The following is a 20815-nucleotide window of genomic DNA, read 5'->3' as shown; positions in this document are numbered from 1 at the left end:
TGAACTGGCAAAGCGTTGCAGCCGCGCGTGCGCGATGCGATAGGGCGGCGTTGCGCCGTCGCCATCCCGGCCGCGCGCGCGGGGGTGCAACGGAAGCGACGTGACGCGTAACGATCTTCTCGCCGGCGGCGCGCTGTGGCTGCTCGCCACCGCCCCGGCCGCGGCGCAGGCACCGGGCGCACCCGCCGCGCCGGCCGCGTCGTCGTCGGCGCCGGGGGCGACGACCGAGACCGAGCAGGTGCAGTTCAGCGCCGCCACGCTCGAATATGATACCGATGCCGACGTCGTGACCGCGACCGGCGAGGTGCGGATGACGCGCGCGGCGGATCGCCTGCGCGCCGAGCGGGTCGTGTGGAATCGCAAGACCGGCAAGGTGGTCGCCACCGGCAACGTCGCCGTGACGAACCCCGAGGGGGACATCGCCTATGGCGACTCGATCGAGCTGACCGACACGCTGCGCGACGGCGTGGTCGACAATCTGCTGGTGGTGCTCGAGCAGGGCGGCCGGCTCGCCGCGGTGCGCGGCACGCGCGAGCCGAGCGGCATCTACAATCTCGACCGTGCGGTCTATTCGCCCTGCGCGGTGACCGACTCGGACGGCTGCCCCAAGGAACCGGCGTGGAAGATCACCGCGGTCAAGGTAACCTATGACGCCGACCGCCAGCGCGTATCCTACCAGGGCGCGCGCTTCCATCTGTTCGGCCTGACCAGCCCGTCCCTGCCTCGCTTCAGCCACTCGGTCGCGCAGAGCAACGACACCGGTCTGCTCACCCCGTCGATCGGCCTCACCCGGCTCAACGGCGCCGAGTTGGTGCTGCCGTTCAACGTCGCGCTCGGCCCGAGCCGCTCGCTCGTCATCGCGCCGCACCTGTTCTCGTCCGAGGTGCCGATGCTCGAGGCGCGATACAGCGCGGTCGACGAGCTCGGCGCCTATTCGATCGCGGGCTATGCCACGAGCAGCCGACGCAGCGACGACCTGTCGAGCGGCTTCACCTCGGACACGACGCGTGCCTTCCGCGGCTATCTCGATGGCAGCGGGCGCTTCCAGCTCGATCCGAACTGGAGCATCTCGGGCTCGATGCGGATCGTCACCGACCGCACCTTCCTGCGCCGCTACGACATCTCCAACGACGACCGTCTGCGCACCACGGTCGCGCTCGAGCGGATCGACACGGACAGCTATCTGTCGCTCGCCGGCTGGGCGGTGCAGACGCTCCGCGTCGGCGATCGCCAGGGCATGCAGCCGGTGGCGCTGCCCGAGCTGGATTATCGCCGCCGCCTCACCGACGCGCCGCTCGGCGGCGTGCTCCAGCTCCAGTTCAACACGCTCGCGATCGGGCGCAAGGCGGGGCAGGACACGCAGCGCGCGTTCGCCAGCGCGCGCTGGGACTGGCGCGGCGTCACCGTGATGGGCCAGGAAGTGACGCTCACCGCCTATGCCCGCGGCGACGCCTACAATTCGGACGACACGGCGGCGACGGTGGTCGACCAGTATCGTGGCGTCGAGGGCTTTCAGACGCGCGCGATCGGCGCGCTCGCGGCGGACGTGCGCTGGCCCTTCGTCGGGGAGCTGTTCGGCGGCCTGCAGCGCTTCTCGCCGCGGGTCCAGGTCGTCGCCACGCCGCGCACGCGCAACATCCAGGTGCCCAACGAGGACGCGCGCGCGGTCGACCTGGAGGACTCCAACCTCTTCGCGCTCAATCGCTTCCCCGGCTACGACCGGTGGGAGGATTCGAGCCGGGTGACCTACGGCGCGGACTGGTCGCTCGATCTCCCCGGCGTCGCGATCACCACCAACGTCGGCCAGAGCTACCGGCTCAACTCGCGGCCGAGCATCCTGCCCGACGGCACCGGCCTGTCCGACCGCTTCTCCGACATCGTCGGACGCACCAACGTGCGGATCGGCGAGTTCGTCACGCTCACGCACCGCTATCGGCTCGACAAGGGCAGCTTCGCGGTACGGCGCAACGAGCTCGACGCCACGATCGGCTCGCGCCGGACCTACGCGACCCTCGGCTATCTCCGCCTCAACCGCGACATCACCGAGCTGGAGGATCTGCAGGACCGCGAGGAAGTCCGCGCCGGCGGGCGCGTCGCCTTCGCGCGCTTCTGGTCGTTGTGGGGCTCGGCGGTCGTCGACCTCACCGACCGCGCCGAGGACCCGCTGTCGCAGGCGGACGGCTTCACGCCGATCCGCCATCGCCTCGGCGTGGCCTATCAGGACGATTGTCTCGAACTGGGTCTGACGTGGAAGCGCGACTATCGCACCGTCGGCGATGCCCGCCGCGGCGACAGTTACCTGTTGACGCTTTCCTTCAAGAACCTCGGCCGCTAAGCCCCTGTTCAGTTCGCTCCGGGCAGGACCGGTCGTCCGCGACCGGTGTCCGGGAGCCGTGGTGGAAGCGATCGACGTGCGGCGACGCGATAGGGATTTCGAGACACACGTGATGACCAAGACGAGGGGCGCGGCGCTGACCCGCCGGTTGCTGGCGGCGCTGCTGATGGTGGGAACGGCCGGCGTGGCGATCGCGCAGACCGCCGCGGACCAGGACGGCGCCGAGCAGGAGGCGCAGGGCGTCGACCCGACCGGGCTCGGCCTGCCCGCCAACCTGCAGGTGTTCGGCAACGTCGACCCGAACGTCCGCAAGGCGACCGCGATCGTCAACGAGGCGGTGATCACGCGCACCGACGTCGACCAGCGCGTCGCGCTGATCGCCGCCGCCAATAACGTCAAACTGTCCGATCAGGAGCGCGATCGGCTCCAGCTCCAGGTGCTGCGTCAGCTGATCGACGAGACGCTGGAGATCCAGCAGGCCAAGACCGCCGACGTCACCATCACCAAGGACCAGATCGACCAGAGCTTCGCCCGGGTGGCGCGCAACTTCGGCAAGACGCCCGAGCAGTTCGCCGCCTTCCTGCGTGAGAGCGGTTCGTCGGACCGCTCGATCCGGCGCCAGATCGAGGGCGAGCTGGCGTGGAGCCGCTATCTCAGCAAGCGGGTCGAGCCGTTCGTCAACGTCGGCGACGAAGAGGTGAAGGCGATCCTCGACCGGCTCGAGGCGGCCAAGGGCACCGAGGAGTTCCACCTCAACGAGATCTACCTCGCCGCCACGCCCGACCGGCAGGAGCAGGTTTTCACCAACGCGCGCCAGCTGATCGCGCAGATCGGCCAGGGCAAGGCGCCATTCGCCTATTTCGCGCGCAACTTCTCCGAGGCCTCGACCCGCGGCGTCGGCGGCGATCTCGGCTGGGTGCGCGCCGCGCAGCTGCCCGACGCGCTGGCGCAGGCGGCGACGACGATGCAGGTCGGGCAGGTCGCCGGACCGGTGGCCACGCCGGGCGGCTTCTCGATCCTGTACCTGGTCGACAAGCGCCGCGTCGGCAGCGCCGACCCGCGCGACTCGCGGCTCAGCCTCAAGCAGCTGACGATCAAGTTCCCCACCGGCACCACCCAGGCGCAGGCGACCGCACGGACCTCGGCCTTCGCGGAGGCGATCCAGAAGCTGCAGGGCTGCGGCTCGGTCGACAAGGTCGCTGCGACGCTCAACGCGGAGGTGGTCAACAACGACGCGATCCGCATCCGCGACCTGCCGCCGCAGCTGCAGAGCATCATGGTCAACCTGCAGGTCGGCCAGGCGACCCCGCCGTTCGGCTCGCCCACCGAAGGCGTCCGTACGCTGGTGCTGTGCGGCCGCGACGAGGCGCAGGGTGGTCAGCTCCCCGGCGCGCAGCAGGTGCAGAACCAGCTCGAGCAGCAGCGCGTCAACCTGCGCGCGCAGCAGGCGCTCCGCGACCTGCGCCGCGACGCGGTGATCGAGTATCGCTGAGGACCGCCGGGTGACCCAGCCGATCGTGATCTCGATGGGGGATCCCGCGGGGATCGGGCCGGAGACGATCGCCAAGGCCTGGGTCGAGCGCGAGTCGCGCGCCCTTCCCCCTTTCGTCGCGGTCGGCGACGTACGCGCGGTGGCGCGCGTGTGGGACGGTCCGATCGCGCCGGTGAGCGACCTTGCCGCGGTCGATCGCGTGTTCGCCGAGGCGCTGCCGGTGCTCACCGTGCAGGACGCGGGCGAGATCGTGCCTGGCCAGCCCGACGCCGACGGCGCACGCTGCGCGCTCCATGCGCTGGAGCTCGCCGCCGGGCTGGTGCGCTCGGGTGCGGGACGCGCCCTGGTGACCGGACCGGTGTCCAAGTCACAGCTCTACGGCGTCGGCTTCACGCACCCGGGCCAGACCGAGTTCGTCGCCGAGCGCTGCGGCATCGCCCGCGACAATGCCGTGATGATGCTCGCCGGTCCGGGGCTGCGCGTGGTGCCGATCACGACCCACGTCGCGCTCGCCGCGGTGTCGGGGCTGCTGAGCGTCGAGCTGATCGTAGCCAAGGCGCGCGTGACCGCGCGCGGGCTGACCCGCAACTTCGGTATCTCCGCGCCGCGGCTCGCCTTCGCGGGCTTCAACCCGCACGCGGGGGAGGACGGCACGATGGGGCGCGAGGAGATCGACGTTCTTCGCCCCGCGATCGAGCAGCTGGTCGCCGAGGGGATCGACGCGCGCGGCCCCTTCCCTGCCGACACGATGTTCCACGCGCGCGCGCGGGCGCAGTATGATGCGGCGTTGTGCTGCTACCATGACCAGGCGCTGGTGCCGCTCAAGACGCTTCACTTCGACGATGGCGTCAACATCACGCTCGGCCTGCCGATCGTGCGCACCTCGCCCGACCACGGCACCGCCTTCGGCATCGCGGGACAGGGCGTCGCGCATCCCGGCGCGACCATCGCGGCGATCGCGATGGCCGACGCCGCGGCCCGCCAGCGCGCGCGCTGCGCCCCGTCGACGTGAGCGACGCGGCCGCGCCGGTCGCGCTGCCGCCGCTGCGCGACGTGATCGCGCGCTACGGTCTCAACGCATCCAAGGCGCTGGGACAGAACTTCCTGTTCGATTCGCAGCTGCTCGGCCGCATCGCGCGCGTGCCGGGCGACCTCGCCGGCGCGGCGGTGCTCGAGGTCGGCCCCGGCCCGGGCGGGCTGACGCGCGCGCTGCTCGCCGCGGGCGCGCGCGTGACCGCGATCGAGCGCGACCGCCGCTGCATCCCCGCCTTGGCCGAGCTGGCCGCCGCCTATCCGGGGCAATTGGACGTGATCGAGGGCGACGCCACCGCGATCGACGCGCGCGCGCTGTTCACGGTCGCGCCGCACATCGTCTCGAACCTGCCCTACAACGTCGGCACCGCGCTGCTGGTCGGCTGGCTCTCGGCGGAGTGGCGGCCGTGGTGGCAGTCGCTCACGCTGATGTTCCAGCGCGAGGTGGCGGAGCGGATCGTCGCGCCGGTCGGCGGTGACGCTTACGGCCGGCTGGCGGTGCTGGCGCAGTGGCGCGCGAGCGCGCGCATCGCCATGCCGGTGCACCGTTCGGCCTTCACGCCGCCGCCCAAGGTGATGTCGGCGGTGGTCCATATCGCGCCCGAGGACGCGCCGGACGGCGTAAGGCTGGATACGCTCGAGCGGCTGACCGCGGCAGCGTTCGGGCAGCGGCGCAAGATGCTGCGGCAGAGCCTGCGCGGCGTGCCCGGCGCGATCGCCGCGGTCGAGGCGGAGGGGATCGATCCGACACGGCGCGCGGAGACGGTCAGTGTGGCGGAGTTCGTCGCGGTGGCGCGGCGGCTGGGCTGAGGGCACCCACCCGGGTATCGCGCCCTTCGTACAAGAGCTGTTCCCCGGTGGACGCCGGGATCCGGTGGGGAGGGCTGTCGTGAGACTCACCCGCGTCCCCCAACTGGGCCCCGGCTTTCGCCGGGGAACAGTGAGGGGGACCAGTGTTCGGTGCGGAGCAGTGCTAGAAGTGCGACAACGAGCAGCAGCGCTTCTCAGATAAACTCGATTTTCGACACCACGTAGTAGCGGTCGCCCGCCGGCACCGCGACCTCGACCTCGTCGTCGACGCTGCGCCCGATCAGCGCGCGGCCGAGCGGCGAGTTGTAGCTGATGCGGCCGGTCTTGGCGTCGGCCTCGGTCTGGCCGACGATCTGATAGCGCACCGGCTTGTCGTCCTCGTCGATCAGCGTGACCGTCGCGCCGAACACGATCTTGTCGCCCGACAGGTCACGCGGGTCGATGATCTGCGCGCGGCTGAGCTTGTCCTCGATGTCGGCGATCGACGCCTCGATCTGGCCCTGGCGCTCCTTGGCGGCGTGATATTCGGCGTTCTCCGACAGGTCGCCGTGGGCGCGGGCTTCCTCGATCGCGTCGACGATCTGCGGGCGCTCGGTCTTGAGGCGCTTGAGATCAGCGTTCAGCTTCTCATAGCCCTCCTGCAGCATCGGCATCTTCTCGACCGTCGCCATCGTCCATCCTTCGAATAACACCCCCCGAGCGATCGCGTCGTCGCGATCGCCCGCACCATCCGGATTGTCTGGGGATCAGTTGTGCGGCTGCGAATAATAGGCCTGCAACGGACGCACTTCAAGCTTGCCCCCGGAATTGCCTGCGACACCGGCGCGGATCGCCGCCGCGGCCTGCACCGCCGCCGACGCGGTGGTGAAATAGGGGATCTTGCCGTTGACCGCCGAGGCACGGATCGGCTGCGAGTCCTTGAGGCTCTGCCACCCTTCCGTGGTATTGAAGATCAGGTCGATCTTGCCGTCCTTGATGCGGTCGACGATGTGCGGCCGCCCCTGCGCCACCTTGTTGATCCGCTCCACCGGCAGCCCGGCACGCTCGAGATGGTCCGCCGTTCCGGCGGTGGCGACGATCGCGAAGCCGGCCTCGACCAGAGCGCGCACCGCGGGCACGATCGCCTCCTTGTCGCCGGGCTTGACGCTGACGAACACCGCGCCGCGGCTCGGCAGCACCGTGCCGGCGCCGAGCTGCGACTTGGCGAAGGCGGTGGTGAAGTCGCGGTCGATCCCCATCACCTCGCCGGTGCTCTTCATCTCGGGCGACAGCACCGGATCGATCCCGGGGAAGCGGCTGAACGGGAACACCGCCTCCTTGACCGCGAAATAGTCGATGTCGCGGTCGATCCTCGGCAGGTCGGCGAGCTTCTCGCCCGCCATCACGCGCGCCGCGATCTTGGCGATCGGCGCACCGATCGCCTTGGCGACGAACGGCACCGTCCGGCTGGCGCGCGGGTTGACCTCGATCAGATAGACCAGCCCGTCCTTCACGGCGAACTGGATGTTCATCAGCCCGCGCACCGACAGGCCGTCGGCCAGCGCCTCGGCCTGCCGCTCGATCTCCGCGACGATCTCGGGCGCGAGCGAGTAGGGCGGGATCGAGCAGGCGCTGTCGCCCGAATGGACCCCCGCCTCCTCGATGTGCTGGAGCACGCCCGCGACGACCACCTGATCGCCGTCGCAGATCGCGTCGACGTCGACCTCGACCGCGTCGCGCAGATACTGGTCGATCAGCACCGGGGCGTCGCCCGAGACCTGCACCGCGGTCTGGATATAGTCCTCGAGCTGCTGGTCGCTGTCGACGATCTCCATCGCGCGCCCGCCGAGCACGTAGCTCGGCCGCATCAGCACCGGGTAGCCGATGCGGTTGGCGACGTTGAGCGCCTCCTCGCGGCTGCGCGCGATGCCGTTGGCGGGCTGGAGCAATTTGAGCCGGTTGACGAGCGCCGCGAAGCGCTCGCGGTCCTCGGCGAGATCGATCGCGTCGGGCGAGGTGCCGAGGATCGGGATCCCCGCCTGCTCCAGCGCGCGCGCGAGGTTGAGCGGGGTCTGGCCGCCGAACTGGACAATCACGCCGACCAGCTCGCCCGACTGCTGCTCGACGTGGAGGATCTCGAGCACGTCCTCGGCGGTGAGCGGCTCGAAATAGAGCCGGTCCGAGGTGTCATAGTCGGTGCTCACCGTCTCCGGGTTGCAGTTGACCATGATCGTCTCATAGCCCTGCTCCGCCAGCGCGAAGCAGGCGTGGCAGCAGCAATAGTCGAACTCGATCCCCTGCCCGATCCGGTTCGGCCCGCCGCCGAGGATCACGATCTTGCGCCGGTCGCTCGGCTGCGCCTCGTTCTCTGGCTCGCCGAACATCGGCGCCTCGTAGGTCGAGTACATGTACGGCGTCTTGGCCTCGAACTCGGCGGCGCAGGTGTCGATGCGCTTGAACACCGGGCGGACGCCAAGCTTGACGCGGCGCGCGCGCACCTCCTCCTCGGTCACGCCGCCGGTCATCGCCTTGACCGCCTCGTGGATCAGCCCCGACCCGCGCGCGATGCCGCGCTCCATGCCGCGCAGGTTGGCTGACTGGAGCGCGAGCCAGGCGAGCCGCTTGTCAGAGAAGCCCATCGCCTTGAGCCGGCGCATGCCGAGCGCGTCGATCGGCAGGCCGTGGGTCATCACCTCGGCCTCCGCGGCGACGATCTCGGAGATCCGCTCGAGGAACCACGGGTCGTACTTGGCGATGGCGTGCACCTCCGCGACGGTGAAGCCCTCGCGCAGCGCCTGCGCCGCGACGAGCAGCCGGTCGGGCGTCGGCGCGGCGAGCGCGGCCTCGATCTCGGCGCGCGGCGCGCCGACGAGCCGCTCGACCCGGTCGAAGCCCGACAGGCCGGTCTCCAGCCCGCGCAGCGCCTTCTGCATCGACTCGTGGATGTTGCGCCCGATCGCCATCACCTCGCCGACCGACTTCATCGCGGTGCCCAGCGTCGCCTGCGCGCCCTTGAACTTCTCGAAGGCGAAGCGCGGGATCTTGGTGACGACATAGTCGATCGTCGGCTCGAACGAGGCCGGGGTGGCGCCGGTGATGTCGTTCTCGATCTCGTCGAGCGTGTAGCCTACCGCCAGCTTGGCGGCGACCTTGGCGATCGGGAAGCCGGTCGCCTTGCTCGCCAGCGCCGAGGAGCGCGACACGCGCGGGTTCATCTCGATGACGATGAGCCGCCCGTCCTTCGGGTTGACCGCGAACTGCACGTTGGAGCCACCCGTCTCGACCCCGATCTCGCGCAGCACCGCGATGCTGGCGTTGCGCATGATCTGATATTCCTTGTCGGTCAGCGTCAGCGCCGGCGCGACCGTGATCGAATCGCCGGTGTGGACGCCCATCGGATCGATGTTCTCGATCGAGCAGATGATGATGCAATTGTCCGCGTGGTCGCGGACCACCTCCATCTCATATTCCTTCCAGCCGAGGAGCGATTCCTCGATCAGCACCTCGGTGGTAGGCGAGGCGTCGAGCCCCTTGCGGACGATCTCGAGGAACTCCTCGCGGTTGTAGGCGACGCCCCCGCCCGTGCCGCCGAGCGTGAAGCTGGGGCGGATGATCGCGGGCAGCCCGACCTTGTCGAGCCCGCCGAGCGCCTCGGCCTCGCTGTGGGCGATATGGCTGCGCGCGCTCTCCAGCCCGATCCTGTCCATCGCGTCGCGGAACTTGAGCCGGTCCTCGGCCTTGTCGATCGCCTCGGCGTCGGCGCCGATCATCTGGACGCCGTATCTCTCCAGCGTGCCGTCGCGGAACAGCGCCAGCGCGGTGTTGAGCGCGGTCTGCCCGCCCATGGTCGGGAGCACCGCGTCGGGGCGCTCCTTGGCGATGATCGTGGCGACCACCTCGGGGGTGATCGGCTCCACGTAGGTGGCGTCGGCCAGCTCGGGATCGGTCATGATCGTCGCCGGGTTCGAGTTGACGAGGACGATGCGATAGCCCTCCTCCTTGAGCGCCTTGATCGCCTGCGTGCCGGAATAGTCGAACTCGCACGCCTGGCCGATGATGATCGGCCCCGCGCCGATGACGAGGATCGAGGAGATGTCGGTGCGTTTGGGCATGCGTCAGGTCCTGCCTTCAAGGCTTCTTGTCTCGGGCGACGGCGCCGCCGGCCGCCCGCTATGTCGTCGCGGCGCGGCGTCAGGCCGGGCGCAGCGCTTCCACGAACCGCTCGAACAGATAGAGGCTGTCCTGCGGGCCCGGGCTCGCCTCAGGGTGATATTGCACGCTGAACGCGGGCCGGTCGGTCAGCTCGAGCCCGGCGTTGCTGCCGTCGAACAGCGACACGTGCGTCTCGCGCGCGTTGGCCGGCAACGTCTCACGCTCGACCGCGAAGCCGTGGTTCATGCTGGTGATCTCGACCGCGCCGTCGCTGAGCCGCTTGACGGGATGGTTGGCGCCGCGATGGCCCTGGAACATCTTGGTCGTCCGCGCCCCCACCGCCAGCGCGAGCAGCTGGTGGCCGAGGCAGATGCCGAACAGCGGCTTGCCGGTGTCGAGCAGCCGACGGATCACCGGCACGGCATACTCCCCCGTGGCGGCGGGATCGCCGGGGCCGTTGGAGAGGAAGATGCCATCGGGTGCGAGCGCCATGATCTCCTCGAAGGTCGCCGTCGCGGGCACCACCGACACCTTCGCCCCGGCCTGAACGAGGTTACGGAAGATGTTGAACTTGCTGCCGTAGTCCACCGCGACCACGTGCGGCCGCGCGCCCTCGCCGGCGCCCTCGTAGCCGAAGCCGAGCCGCCAGATGCCGCCCTCCCAGCTGCCGTGCGTCTCGCGCGTCACGTCCTTGGCGAGATCCATCCCCTCCAGCCCGGGCCAGCCGCGCGCCAGCTTGAGCAGCAGGTCGAGGTCGAACGCGCCGTCGGGCGCGTGCGCCACCACGCCGGTCGGCGCCCCGCCGCCGCGGATCCGCCGCGTCAGCGCGCGCGTGTCCACGCCCGCCAGCCCGACGCGCGCGTGCCGCTCCATCCAGCCGGCGAGATCCTCCATCGCGCGGAAGTTGCTCGGCGCGGTCGGATCCTCGCGCACGATCATGCCGAGCGCGTGCGGGTTGTCGGCCTCGACGTCGTCGGGGTTCGCCCCGACGTTGCCGATGTGCGGGAAGGTGAAGGTGATGATCTGACCGGCGAAGCTCGGATCGGTCATGATCTCCTGGTAACCCGTCATCGCGGTGTGGAAGCACACCTCGCCCACCGCCTGGCCGGTCGCGCCGAAGCCGCGGCCCCACGCCACCTCGCCGCTGGCGAGGACGAGGACGCCCGTCGCTCCATCCGGTCTGGGCGCGTGCGGAAACGTGGCGTCGGCCATGGCAGGCGGGCACTCCTTGTGTGGGTCGGCAATGTCGCTAAGCCCCGCCCGCTAGAGACGCGCGCCGGACGCGTCAATCGGTTAAGGACACGGGTATGATTCGGGACGACATCAAGGCCGCGCAGATCGCGGCGATGAAGGCGGGCGACAAGGAGGCGCGCGCCACCATCGGGCTGATCCAGGCGGCGGTGAAGAATCGCGACATCGAGCTGCGCACCGGCGCGGCGCCGGCGGACGACGACGCGGTCGTGGTCGAGGTGCTGCAGAAGATGGTGAAGCAGCGCCGCGAGTCGATCGCGATGTACGAGCAGGGCGGCCGCCCCGAGCTGGCCGCGGCGGAGCAGGCCGAGGTGGCGGTGATCGAGCGCTTCCTGCCGCAGCAGATGAGCGAGGACGAGACCCGCGCCGCGATCGAGACGATCAAGGCTGAGCTGGGCGCGGGCGGCATGAAGGACATGGGCCGCGTGATGGCCGAGCTGAAGGCGCGCCACGCCAGCACGCTCGACATGAGCAAGGCGAGCGCGCTGGTGAAGGCGGCGCTGGCGGGGTGAGCCCGGGAGGGGGTGAGGCTTGACGCGGAGGCGCGGAGAGGCGGAGGGGCCGCGAGCGCTTTGCCATGCCCGCCTCGCGCCCCGTTCCCGTCATCCCGGACTCGCTCCGGGATCCGCCGAGCCGCACCTCCGGGAGCCGTGACCCCCGCGGAACAGTGGATCCCGGGCCAAGTCCGGGACGACGGTAAGCTCTCCGGTGTGGCGGCCGGACGGGGGAAAACACCCCGTCCCGCCGCGACACGTTGCTCCCTGCCCGATCCGGCGCCATAAGGGTTATAATGCGGCGGTGAGTCTCACCCCCGCCTTCCTCGACGAGCTGCGCGCGCGCACCTCGCTCACCGCGCTGGTCGGCAAGACGGTCAAGCTCACGCGCGCCGGGCGCGAGTCGAAGGGCTGCTGCCCGTTCCACAACGAGAAGACGCCCAGTTTCTACGTCAACGACGACAAGGGCTTCTACCACTGCTTCGGCTGCTCGGCGCACGGCGACGCGATCCGCTGGCTGACCGACCACCAGGGGCTGCCCTTCATCGACGCGGTCAAGGAACTCGCCGCGGCGGCGGGGATGGAGATGCCCGCGCAGGACCGCCAGTCGGCCGAGCGCGCCGAGCGCGCCAAGTCGCTCCACGACGTGATGCAGGCGGCGGCCGACTTCTTCACCCAGCAGCTCGGCGGCAGCGAGGGCGTGGCGGCGCGCGCCTTGCTCGATCGGCGCGGCGTGAGCGCCGCGACGCAGCGCACCTTCGGCTTCGGCTACGCGCCCGACTCCCGTACCCGGCTGCGCGCAGCGCTCAGGGATTTCGGCGACGCCATGCTGGTCGAGGCGGGGCTGCTGATCCAGGTCGAGGGCAAGGAGCCGTATGACCGGTTCCGCGGCCGGCTGATGATCCCGATCCGCGACCCGCGCGGGCGAGTCATCGCGTTCGGCGGGCGGATCATCGGCGAGGGCGAGCCCAAGTACCTCAACTCGCCCGACATGCCGCTCTTCGACAAGGGCCGCACGCTCTACAATCTCGACCGCGCCGCCGCGGCCGCGCGCAAGACCGAGCGGCTGTTCGTGGTCGAGGGCTATATGGACGCGGTCGCACTGGCGCAGCACGGCATCGGCGAGGCGGTCGCGCCGCTCGGCACCGCGCTGACCGAGGCGCAGCTCGAGCGGCTGTGGCGAGTCGTCGACGTGCCCTATGTCTGCCTCGACGGCGACGCGGCCGGGCAGAAGGCCGCCATCCGCGCGGCGCAGCGCGCGCTGCCGTTGCTCGCGCCGGGGCGCAGCCTCGCCTTCGTCACCCTGCCCGAGGGTCAGGACCCCGACGACTTGATGCGCGCGCAGGGGCCGGGCGCGTTCGAGCCGCTGGTGCGCTCGGCGCAGCCGCTGGTCGACCGGCTGTGGCAGCACGAGCTCGCCGCCGAGCCGCTGACCACGCCGGAGCAGCGTGCCGGCTTCAAGCGCCGCCTCGGCGAGCTCGTCCAGTCGATCACCGACCCGAGCGTCCGCGCCGAGTATCAGGCCGAGTTCCGCCACCGTTTCGACGAGCAGTTCGCGCGCACCCGCCAGCCGTTCCAGCAGCGCACGCCCTTCTACCCGATGGCGCAGCGCCGCCCCGGGCAGAAGTGGACGCCGCCGCCCCCGCCCGTCACCGAGGACGCCAAGCGCGTCGGCGCCGCCGGCGGGATCGACCGCGTGCTCGCCAAGGCGGTGCTCGCCGGACTGATCCGCCACCCCGCCGAGATCGCGCGCCACATGGAGGTGCTGGGCGGCCTGCGCCTCGCCGAGGGCGCGCTCGGCCGCTTGTTCGAGGCGGTGGTGGATGTCGCGCTGGAGGATCGTCGCGGCGATCCGCTTGATAGCGGGCGGCTCGTCACCATATTGGCGAGGTCCGGTTTCGATACGGTCGCGCACGACCTCTTGAGAGCCGATACGATGCCCTATTCGTTCACGCGCGCCGGCGCCGACGAGAAGCAGGCGCGCGACGACCTCGACGAGGCGATCGCGATCCTGGTCGCCCGGCCGGAGGTCGATGCTGCGCTGGCGGAAGCAACTTCCGCGATGAAGGCGCGCTTCACCGCCGAGGCGTTCGAACGGCAAGTGGCGTTGGTGAACGAACAACGCGCGCTGGATGAGCGACTTGCAAATCTGGTGCAGGCAAACGAAGACGCCCGCGCGCTCGGACTTGAGGACGATTGATGGCGAAGATGAACGGTGGCGGTGGTGACGAGGGCGCGGAAGTGGCCGATGCTCCGCTGATCGATCTGAACGACGCGAGCGTCAAGAAGCTGATCGCGCGCGCCAAGAAGCGCGGCTACATCACCTACGACCAGCTCAACGAGGCGCTGCCGCAGGATCAGATGTCGTCCGATCAGCTCGAGGACGTGATGTCCGCGCTCAACGAGATGGGCGTGAACATCGTCGAGAACGAGGAGCAGGGCGAGGACGGCGAGACCGAGGAGCGCGCCGACGACGACGAGGCCGAGGCGGTCGATACCGACGGCGACTCCGACGGCACCGCCCCGGCCCCCGAGGCCAAGAAGAAGGAGACGGTCGACCGCACCGACGACCCGGTGCGGATGTACCTGCGCGAGATGGGCGCGGTGGAGCTGCTCAGCCGCGAGGGTGAGATCGCGATCGCCAAACGCATCGAGGCGGGCCGCGACACCATGATCCTCGGGCTCTGCGAGAGCCCGATCACCTTCAACGCCATCATCGATTGGTCGACCGCGCTCAACGAGGGGACGATGCAGCTGCGCGAGATCGTCGATCTCGACGCGATGCTCTCCAAGGGGCCGTCGGCCGAGCAGGTCGAGGGCGCCGAGGACGACAGCGGCGAGATCAGCGAGTCGAGCACCGGCCCGTCGTTCAAGGAGGAGGAGGAGCCCGAGGAGGCTCCGGCCGACGACGAGGACGACATGACGGAGCGACGCGCGCCGCGGCCGTCCGACGACGAGGAAGAGGACAACACGCTCAGCCTCGCCCAGATGGAGGAGACGCTCAAGCCGCTCGCGCTCGAGAAGTTCGCCAACATCACCGCGATCTACCGCAACTTCTCCAAGATGCAGGAGAGCCGGCTCGACGCGATGGCGTCGGGCGCGGATCTCTCCGACGCGCAGGAGCGCAAGTACCAGAAGCTGCGCGAGGACCTCACCGCCGAGGTGGAGAGCGTGCAGTTCCACCAGAGCAAGATCGAGTATCTGGTCGACCAGCTCTACAGCTACAACCGGCGCCTCACCGCGCTGGGCGGGCAGATGCTGCGCCTGGCGGAGCGCCACAAGGTGAACCGCAAGGACTTTCTCGACCAATATATGGGCCATGAGCTCGACGAGGGCTTCCTCGACGCGGTGCGCGGGCGCGACAAGAAATGGGCCGCCTTCGCCACCAACGAGGCGCCCGCGATCGATCGCATCCGCACCGAGATCAGCGAGATCAGCCAGCAGACCGGCATGGCGCTTGCCGAGTTCCGCCGCATCGTCAACATGGTGCAGAAGGGTGAGCGCGAGGCGCGGATCGCCAAGAAGGAGATGGTCGAGGCCAATCTCCGCCTCGTGATCTCGATCGCCAAGAAGTACACCAACCGCGGCCTGCAGTTCCTGGACCTCATCCAGGAGGGCAACATCGGCCTGATGAAGGCGGTCGACAAGTTCGAGTATCGCCGCGGCTACAAGTTCAGCACCTACGCGACCTGGTGGATCCGCCAGGCGATCACCCGCTCGATCGCGGACCAGGCGCGGACGATCCGCATCCCGGTCCACATGATCGAGACGATCAACAAGCTGGTCCGCACCAGCCGCCAGTTCCTCCACGAGCAGGGCCGCGAGCCCACGCCCGAGGAGATGGCGGAGCGCCTGAGCATGCCGCTCGAGAAGGTCCGCAAGGTGATGAAGATCGCCAAGGAGCCGATCAGCCTCGAGACCCCGATCGGCGACGAGGAGGATTCGCACCTCGGCGACTTCATCGAGGACAAGAACGCGGTGATCCCGGTCGACGCCGCGATCCAGGCCAACCTCAAGGAGACCGTGACGCGCGTGCTCGCCTCGCTCACGCCGCGCGAGGAGCGCGTGCTGCGCATGCGCTTCGGCATCGGCATGAACACCGATCACACGCTCGAGGAGGTCGGCCAGCAGTTCTCGGTGACGCGCGAGCGCATCCGGCAGATCGAGGCGAAGGCGCTGCGCAAGCTCAAGCACCCGAGCCGCAGCCGCAAGATGCGGTCCTTCCTCGACCAGTGAGTGCCACCCGCGTCGCGGGTCCGTGCCTGATGTCCGCGGCCGCGACGATCGCCCGATAGTCGCGGCTGTTTTTTCTTACGATTGATCGCGATCACTTCACAAGTAGGTGAATGATCTCGATCAGTTCTCTATGGTTGACACGGCTGCTCGCCGCGACACCGCGCGGCTTCAGGTCACGGCATCGGCGCTCGTCCGCCACTTCGGCGAGTGGCAGGAACGCGCCGCGCGCGCGCCGGTCTACGTGCTCCATCATGGTCGCCCCCGGCTGATCCTCGTCGGTGTCGATCTGATCGACACGCTCGCCGGGGACGAACGGTCGCAGCGCTCCCCCTCACCGCTGCTCGATCCCGTCCTGGACACGCTCGATCTGCCGCTGCTGTTGCTCGACGACACCGGCCTGGTCACGCTCGCCAATGCCGCCGCGCGTGCGCGCTTCGGCGATCGCGTCGCGGCGGGCGCCGATGTGGCTCGCCTGTCGCAGCGCGACGGCGGTGCGCTCGCCGCGGCGGTGCGGCGTGTGCTGGACGGCGCCGCGCGGGAGCGCGTCTCGCTCGCGGTCGACCGCTCGCCCGGCCGCACGCTCGCGGTGACGGTCGAGCCGCTGCCCCGCGGTTGCCTGCTGCGGATCGAGGACGAGACCGCCGCGATCGAGGTGCATGCCGCTGCCGTGGCGCGCGACTCGATCACCGCGGCGCTCGAGGCGACCGGGCTGGCCGCGCTCGCGCGGGTCAGCCTCCGCGGCTATCTCCTTGCACCCCGCCCCGCGCTCGCGGCGCTGCTGCAGGTGCCGCTCGCCTCGCTCACCGGCGCGCGCTTCCTGGCGCTGGTCGCCGCGGTCGATCGTGCCGCGGTCGGTGAGGCGCTCGAGCGCGCGAGCGAGGGCGAGACCGGCGCGACCGCGCGCGCGGCACTGCTGACCGATGATGGCGGGACGCTCCCCGCCACGCTCAGTTTCTGGCCGATCCGGGTCAACGGACGCGTCGAGGAGGTCGTCGCAGCGGTGGTCCGCGCGGCCGCGTAAACCGCGCCTTTACGTCGATCAGCTAGCTGGAGCGCGCGGCCGAGGCGTGCCGCGGCCAGCGTGGAGACGAGAGTGATGGCGGACGCGAGTCAGCGCCCCGAGGACGGGCCCGCCGACCTGATCCTCGCGATGGTCGCGCGCGACGGCACCGCCGCGTCGCCGCACGCCCAGGCGCTCGCCGACGCGGGCGCACCGCTGCGCGATCTCGCCGACGCGATCCACGCCCTGTGCGTCGTGCACGGCACCTTCCCGGGGCTGGTCGATCACGCCGCCGCCCACGGGGCCGACTCGCTCGCGTCGACGTGGATGGCGCGCACCGCGGGGGTCATGGCGAGCGAGCGCGCGCTGCTCGTCCGCCTCGCCGCCGCGGCCGGTCCGCTGCCGTCGACCCCCGGCCAGGCCAGTGCCGCCGCGGCGATCCTGCAGCAGCGCGACACGCTGGCGTTGCTCGCGCGCTCGGACCGGCTCGGCTGCGCCACTGGCGCCACCGCCGCCTTCGTGCTCGACTGGATCGCGGTCCGCGACCTGCTCGAGCGGTGCGCCGAGCGGCTGGGCGAGACGCCGGTGGCGAGCTTCGCCGCGGTACGCGACGATGCCGTCGCGATGCTGCGCGGCCTCGCGCTCGCGCCGCCGGGGATGCGCGCGCTCACCTTCGGCGCCGACCAACTGCTTCGCCAGCACCGCGGGCTGTGGCAGCTGCTCGAGTCCCGCGCCGCCGCGCGCGAGGGCTGAGCCGACTTGCCAGGTGCCGCCACGCACCGCATGACGGCGCGTATGGAGCGGTTCGAAGGCAGCGACGCCTATGTCGCCACCGATGATCTCAAGGTCGCGGTCAACGCCGCGGTGCGGCTGCGACGCCCACTGCTGGTCAAGGGCGAGCCCGGCACGGGCAAGACCGTGCTGGCGCACGAGATCGCGCGCGCGACCGGCTGTCCTCTCATCGAGTGGAGCGTGAAATCCACTACCAAGGCGCAGCAGGGCCTCTACGACTATGACGCGGTCGCACGGTTGCGCGACGGCCAGCTCGGCGACCCGCGCGTGAACGACATCGCCAACTATATCCGGCGCGGCAAATTGTGGGAGGCGTTCGAGCGCGACACGCCGGCGGTGCTGCTGATCGATGAGATCGACAAGGCCGATCTCGAGTTTCCCAACGACCTGTTGCAGGAACTCGATCGCATGGAGTTCCACGTCTACGAGACGGGTCAGACCGTGCGCGCCACCCAGCGCCCGATCGTGGTGATCACCTCGAACAACGAGAAGGAACTGCCCGACGCCTTCCTGCGTCGCTGCTTCTTCCACTACATTCGCTTCCCCGACCGCGCGACGATGCAGGCGATCGTCGACGTCCACTTCCCCGGCATCCAGACGACGCTGGTCAGCCGCGCGCTCGACCTCTTCTACGAGGTGCGCGAGGTGCCCGGGATCAAGAAGAAGCCCTCGACCAGCGAGCTGCTCGATTGGCTCCGGCTGCTGCTCCACGAGGACCTGCCGCTCGAGGTGTTGCAGCAGCGCGACCCGACCAGGGTGATCCCGCCGCTGCACGGCGCGTTGCTCAAGAACGAGCAGGACGTGATGCTGTTCGAGCGGCTCGCCTTCATGGCGCGACGGCACGCGCCGCGGCCCTGAGCCAGGCGCCATGTTCCTCGCCTTCCTCGATGCCCTGCGCGCGGCGGGGATCCCCGCGAGCCTCAAGGAGCATCTGCTGCTGCTCGAGGCGCTCGACGCCGCGGTGATCGACCGCTCGCCCGAGCAATTCTACTATCTCAGCCGCGCCATCTACGTGAAGGACGAGGCGCTGCTCGACCGCTTCGACCAGGTCTTCGCCGCGGTGTTCCGCGGCGCGTTGCCGGCGGAGGGTGTCGCGCCCGCCGAGCTGCCGGCGGAATGGCTCCGCGCGCTGGCGCAGCGCCATCTCACCCCCGAGCAGATGGCGGCGATCGAGTCGCTCGGTTCCTGGGACGAGATCATGCGGACGCTGCGCGAGCGGCTCGCCGAGCAGCACGCGCGCCATCAGGGCGGCAGCAAGTGGATCGGTACCGGCGGCACCAGTCCCTTCGGCAACGCGGGCTATAACCCCGAGGGCGTCCGCATCGGCGGCGAGTCGACCCACGGACGCGCGATCAAGGTGTGGGAGCAGCGCGCCTTCCGCGACCTCGACTCCTCCCGCGAGCTGGGCACGCGCAACATCAAGGTCGCGCTACGCCGGCTCCGCCGCTTCGCCCGCGAGGGCGCGGCGGAGGAGCTCGACATGGACGCGACCGTCGACGGCACCGCGCGCCAGGGTTGGCTCGACGTGCGCCTCCGCCCGGAACGGCGCAACGCGGTCAAGCTGCTGCTCTTCCTCGACGTCGGCGGCTCGATGGACCCGTTCGTCACGGCCTGTGAGGAGCTGTTCTCCGCCGCCACCAGCGAGTTCCGCGACCTCGAATTCTTCTACTTCCACAATTGCGTGTACGAGGGCGTGTGGAAGGACAACCGCCGCCGCTTCGACGCGCGCACGCCGACGCTCGAGCTACTCCACACCTATGGCCGCGACTACAAGCTGCTGTTCGTCGGCGACGCGGCGATGAGCCCGTACGAGATCACGCATCCCGGCGGCTCGGTCGAGCACCACAACGACGAGCCCGGCGCGGCCTGGCTGCGGCGGCTGACCGCGACCTATCCCGCCGCGGCCTGGCTCAACCCAGCGCCGGAAGCGCACTGGGGTTATTCGGCGTCGACCGCGCTGGTCCGCGATCTGCTGAACGGGCGCATGTTCCCCCTGACGCTCGACGGGATCGACGCCGCCACGCGCGAGCTGGCGCGACGGCGCTGATCGCGCGTCAGCCGCGCCAGACCCGCAGCGGCGCGCCCGGCCTGAGCCCGCCCTGGTGCGCCGGGCAGCGCGTGTACCGGAAAGCCTGGTCGACGCAGAACCAGAGCTCGTCGAGCCAGCCCTGCTTCGTCGCGGTCACGCGCATCATGTCGGCGCGCATCCCCGGGTTCACGCGCGCCATCGCCGCGGCCATCGCGCCAGCGGTCAGCGGGCGGCGCGACAGCGCCGCCATGTCGGGGAAGCGCAGCCGCGCGTACATCGCGTTCGACTGCGTGAAATAGCGCTCGGGCGAATAGCCCGCCATGCAGGTGCCGTGCTTGGCCCACTCGTGCTGGAGCAGCTGCGCCGAGGGCGTCGCGCAGAGGTGCCGGCGCAGCACCGCCGCCGGCAGGATCGGGGTGGCACGGCAATATTGCGGCCATTCCTTGCCCACGCCGTCCGGCCACAGGCCGTGGAGCACGAAACCGAAGCGATTGGCCGAGCCGCACTGGAAGCGCGCGTCGCGGTCGTCGCCGTGATCGCGGCAATATTGCGGGCTCCACGTCACCGCCAGCGTGTAGCTGCCGATCGGCACGCGCCGCGCCGGCTGCTTCGGGCTCGGCAGGTCGGGGCGCGGCGCCGCGATCGTGTCGGGCAGCGCGCAGGAGAGCGCCTGCGCGCCAGCGCTCCCGGGCAGCGCCACCAGCGCCGCGGCGGCCAGCCAGCGCGTCATGCCAGCTCCTCCCGATGACCGTCGACCTCGTCCTCGTCGTCCGCCCGATCCAGCCCGAACCAGTCGCGCGCCGCGGGCGCGAACAGCTGCGCCACCGCGGTCACCTCCAGCGCGACGCGGACCAGCCCGAGCAGCGTCGGTAGCGCGAGCGGCGCGCTGAACAGGCCGGGCAGCAGCCCCAGCAGGTGCAGCACCGTCAGCAGCACCACCATCCAGCGCACCCAGGCAACCCCGCGCCGCGCCACCGCATACCATTGGAACAGCGCGATCGCGACGTTGAGCGCCAGCGCCGCGGCGAGCATCCAGCCGAACGCGGCGGTGCGCGGGTCGGCCGCGAGCCGCGTCGACAGCTGATCCCAGGTCAGCGCCCAGATGAGCAGCCCCAGCGCGAAGGAGGTCAGGTACAGGCGCTCGAAGCGGACGATCGGGGGCGGACGCGTCACGATGACCTCTCATGGTTGCGCGCGCGCTCTGCGCCGGTGC

At 70.4% G+C, this 20815-nt stretch carries 16 protein-coding genes; 11 read left to right on the top strand and 5 right to left on the bottom strand.

Going from position 1 to position 20815, the window contains the following annotated elements; genetic code table 11:
- Positions 1-100: 100 nt before the first annotated feature.
- From FHY05_RS06165 to rsmA, 4 genes are all read left to right on the top strand, one after another.
- On the top strand, positions 101-2335 hold the full coding sequence (locus FHY05_RS06165; protein ID WP_311732383.1) for an LPS assembly protein LptD: 2235 nt from the start codon (positions 101-103) through the stop codon (positions 2333-2335).
- 112 nt (positions 2336-2447) lie between these two features.
- Complete coding sequence (locus FHY05_RS06160; RefSeq protein ID WP_183943480.1) at positions 2448-3827, top strand: peptidylprolyl isomerase; 1380 nt, start codon at positions 2448-2450, stop codon at positions 3825-3827.
- Between the two features lie 34 nt (positions 3828-3861).
- On the top strand, positions 3862-4839 hold the full coding sequence (gene pdxA, locus FHY05_RS06155; protein ID WP_221191055.1) for a 4-hydroxythreonine-4-phosphate dehydrogenase PdxA: 978 nt from the start codon (positions 3862-3864) through the stop codon (positions 4837-4839).
- Positions 4836-5669, top strand: a complete 834-nt coding sequence (rsmA, locus tag FHY05_RS06150; protein ID WP_311732382.1) for a 16S rRNA (adenine(1518)-N(6)/adenine(1519)-N(6))-dimethyltransferase RsmA — start codon at positions 4836-4838, stop codon at positions 5667-5669. The genes pdxA and rsmA overlap by 4 nt, the downstream gene beginning before the upstream one ends.
- 194 nt (positions 5670-5863) lie before the next feature.
- On the opposite strand, the gene greA is transcribed toward rsmA, so the two are convergent.
- The 3 genes from greA to carA all read right to left on the bottom strand — a co-directional run bounded on the left by greA (position 5864) and on the right by carA (position 11012).
- Positions 5864-6340 carry a transcription elongation factor GreA gene (gene greA / locus FHY05_RS06145; protein ID WP_132907901.1) on the bottom strand — a complete coding sequence of 159 codons (477 nt, stop codon included), beginning with the start codon at positions 6338-6340 and terminating at the stop codon, positions 5864-5866.
- A gap of 75 nt (positions 6341-6415) precedes the next feature.
- A complete protein-coding gene (gene carB / locus FHY05_RS06140) occupies positions 6416-9760 on the bottom strand; it encodes a carbamoyl-phosphate synthase large subunit (RefSeq protein WP_183943478.1) in 3345 nt (1114 codons plus the stop codon).
- Positions 9761-9839: 79 nt separating this feature from the next.
- Positions 9840-11012 carry a glutamine-hydrolyzing carbamoyl-phosphate synthase small subunit gene (carA, locus tag FHY05_RS06135; protein ID WP_183943477.1) on the bottom strand — a complete coding sequence of 391 codons (1173 nt, stop codon included), beginning with the start codon at positions 11010-11012 and terminating at the stop codon, positions 9840-9842.
- A gap of 95 nt (positions 11013-11107) precedes the next feature.
- On the opposite strand from carA, the gene FHY05_RS06130 reads away from it, so the two are divergent.
- The 7 genes from FHY05_RS06130 (at position 11108) to FHY05_RS06100 (ending at position 19620) form a co-directional block, all read left to right on the top strand.
- Positions 11108-11563 (top strand): GatB/YqeY domain-containing protein, encoded by a 456-nt coding sequence (locus FHY05_RS06130; RefSeq protein WP_183943476.1) that lies wholly within the window; start codon positions 11108-11110, stop codon positions 11561-11563.
- Between the two features lie 286 nt (positions 11564-11849).
- Entirely contained in the window at positions 11850-13745 is a 1896-nt protein-coding gene (dnaG, locus tag FHY05_RS06125) for a DNA primase (protein WP_183943475.1), read from the top strand.
- Entirely contained in the window at positions 13745-15781 is a 2037-nt protein-coding gene (gene rpoD, locus FHY05_RS06120; protein WP_183943474.1) for an RNA polymerase sigma factor RpoD, read from the top strand. Before dnaG ends, rpoD begins: the two co-directional genes overlap by 1 nt.
- A gap of 130 nt (positions 15782-15911) precedes the next feature.
- Positions 15912-16802 carry a hypothetical protein gene (locus FHY05_RS06115; RefSeq protein ID WP_183943473.1) on the top strand — a complete coding sequence of 297 codons (891 nt, stop codon included), beginning with the start codon at positions 15912-15914 and terminating at the stop codon, positions 16800-16802.
- A gap of 75 nt (positions 16803-16877) precedes the next feature.
- Positions 16878-17534: a DUF6975 family protein gene (locus tag FHY05_RS06110; RefSeq protein WP_183943472.1), complete on the top strand. Its 657-nt coding sequence runs from the start codon at positions 16878-16880 to the stop codon at positions 17532-17534.
- A gap of 42 nt (positions 17535-17576) precedes the next feature.
- Positions 17577-18431 (top strand): MoxR family ATPase, encoded by an 855-nt coding sequence (locus FHY05_RS06105; protein ID WP_183943471.1) that lies wholly within the window; start codon positions 17577-17579, stop codon positions 18429-18431.
- A 10-nt stretch (positions 18432-18441) separates the two neighbouring features.
- The gene (locus FHY05_RS06100; RefSeq protein ID WP_183943470.1) at positions 18442-19620 is read left to right on the top strand and encodes a VWA domain-containing protein; all 1179 of its coding nucleotides are present in this window, start codon (positions 18442-18444) and stop codon (positions 19618-19620) included.
- A 7-nt stretch (positions 19621-19627) separates the two neighbouring features.
- On the opposite strand, the gene FHY05_RS06095 is transcribed toward FHY05_RS06100, so the two are convergent.
- A complete protein-coding gene (locus FHY05_RS06095) occupies positions 19628-20332 on the bottom strand; it encodes a ribonuclease T2 family protein (RefSeq protein WP_183943469.1) in 705 nt (234 codons plus the stop codon).
- Positions 20329-20775 (bottom strand): hypothetical protein, encoded by a 447-nt coding sequence (locus tag FHY05_RS06090; RefSeq protein ID WP_183943468.1) that lies wholly within the window; start codon positions 20773-20775, stop codon positions 20329-20331. The genes FHY05_RS06095 and FHY05_RS06090 overlap by 4 nt, the downstream gene beginning before the upstream one ends.
- Positions 20776-20815: the final 40 nt, after the last annotated feature.

The organism is Sphingomonas sp. BK580, assembly GCF_014194975.1.
Lineage (GTDB): Bacteria > Pseudomonadota > Alphaproteobacteria > Sphingomonadales > Sphingomonadaceae > Sphingomonas.
The sequence above is the reverse complement of the archived record's forward strand: the minus strand, read 5'-3'. Positions and strand labels throughout refer to the sequence as shown.

Bases quoted from the DNA above. Each gene is read 5' to 3' on its own strand.
- FHY05_RS06130 (WP_183943476.1), top strand. From the start codon at position 11,108: ATGATTCGGGACGACATCAAGGCCGCGCAGATCGCGGCGATGAAGGCG.
- FHY05_RS06095 (WP_183943469.1), bottom strand. From the start codon at position 20,332: ATGACGCGCTGGCTGGCCGCCGCGGCGCTGGTGGCGCTGCCCGGGAGC.
- FHY05_RS06105 (WP_183943471.1), top strand. From the start codon at position 17,577: ATGGAGCGGTTCGAAGGCAGCGACGCCTATGTCGCCACCGATGATCTC.
- pdxA (WP_221191055.1), top strand. From the start codon at position 3,862: ATGGGGGATCCCGCGGGGATCGGGCCGGAGACGATCGCCAAGGCCTGG.
- FHY05_RS06100 (WP_183943470.1), top strand. From the start codon at position 18,442: ATGTTCCTCGCCTTCCTCGATGCCCTGCGCGCGGCGGGGATCCCCGCG.
- carB (WP_183943478.1), bottom strand. From the start codon at position 9,760: ATGCCCAAACGCACCGACATCTCCTCGATCCTCGTCATCGGCGCGGGG.
- FHY05_RS06160 (WP_183943480.1), top strand. From the start codon at position 2,448: ATGACCAAGACGAGGGGCGCGGCGCTGACCCGCCGGTTGCTGGCGGCG.
- rpoD (WP_183943474.1), top strand. From the start codon at position 13,745: ATGGCGAAGATGAACGGTGGCGGTGGTGACGAGGGCGCGGAAGTGGCC.
- greA (WP_132907901.1), bottom strand. From the start codon at position 6,340: ATGGCGACGGTCGAGAAGATGCCGATGCTGCAGGAGGGCTATGAGAAG.
- FHY05_RS06115 (WP_183943473.1), top strand. From the start codon at position 15,912: ATGGTTGACACGGCTGCTCGCCGCGACACCGCGCGGCTTCAGGTCACG.
- FHY05_RS06110 (WP_183943472.1), top strand. From the start codon at position 16,878: ATGGCGGACGCGAGTCAGCGCCCCGAGGACGGGCCCGCCGACCTGATC.
- carA (WP_183943477.1), bottom strand. From the start codon at position 11,012: ATGGCCGACGCCACGTTTCCGCACGCGCCCAGACCGGATGGAGCGACG.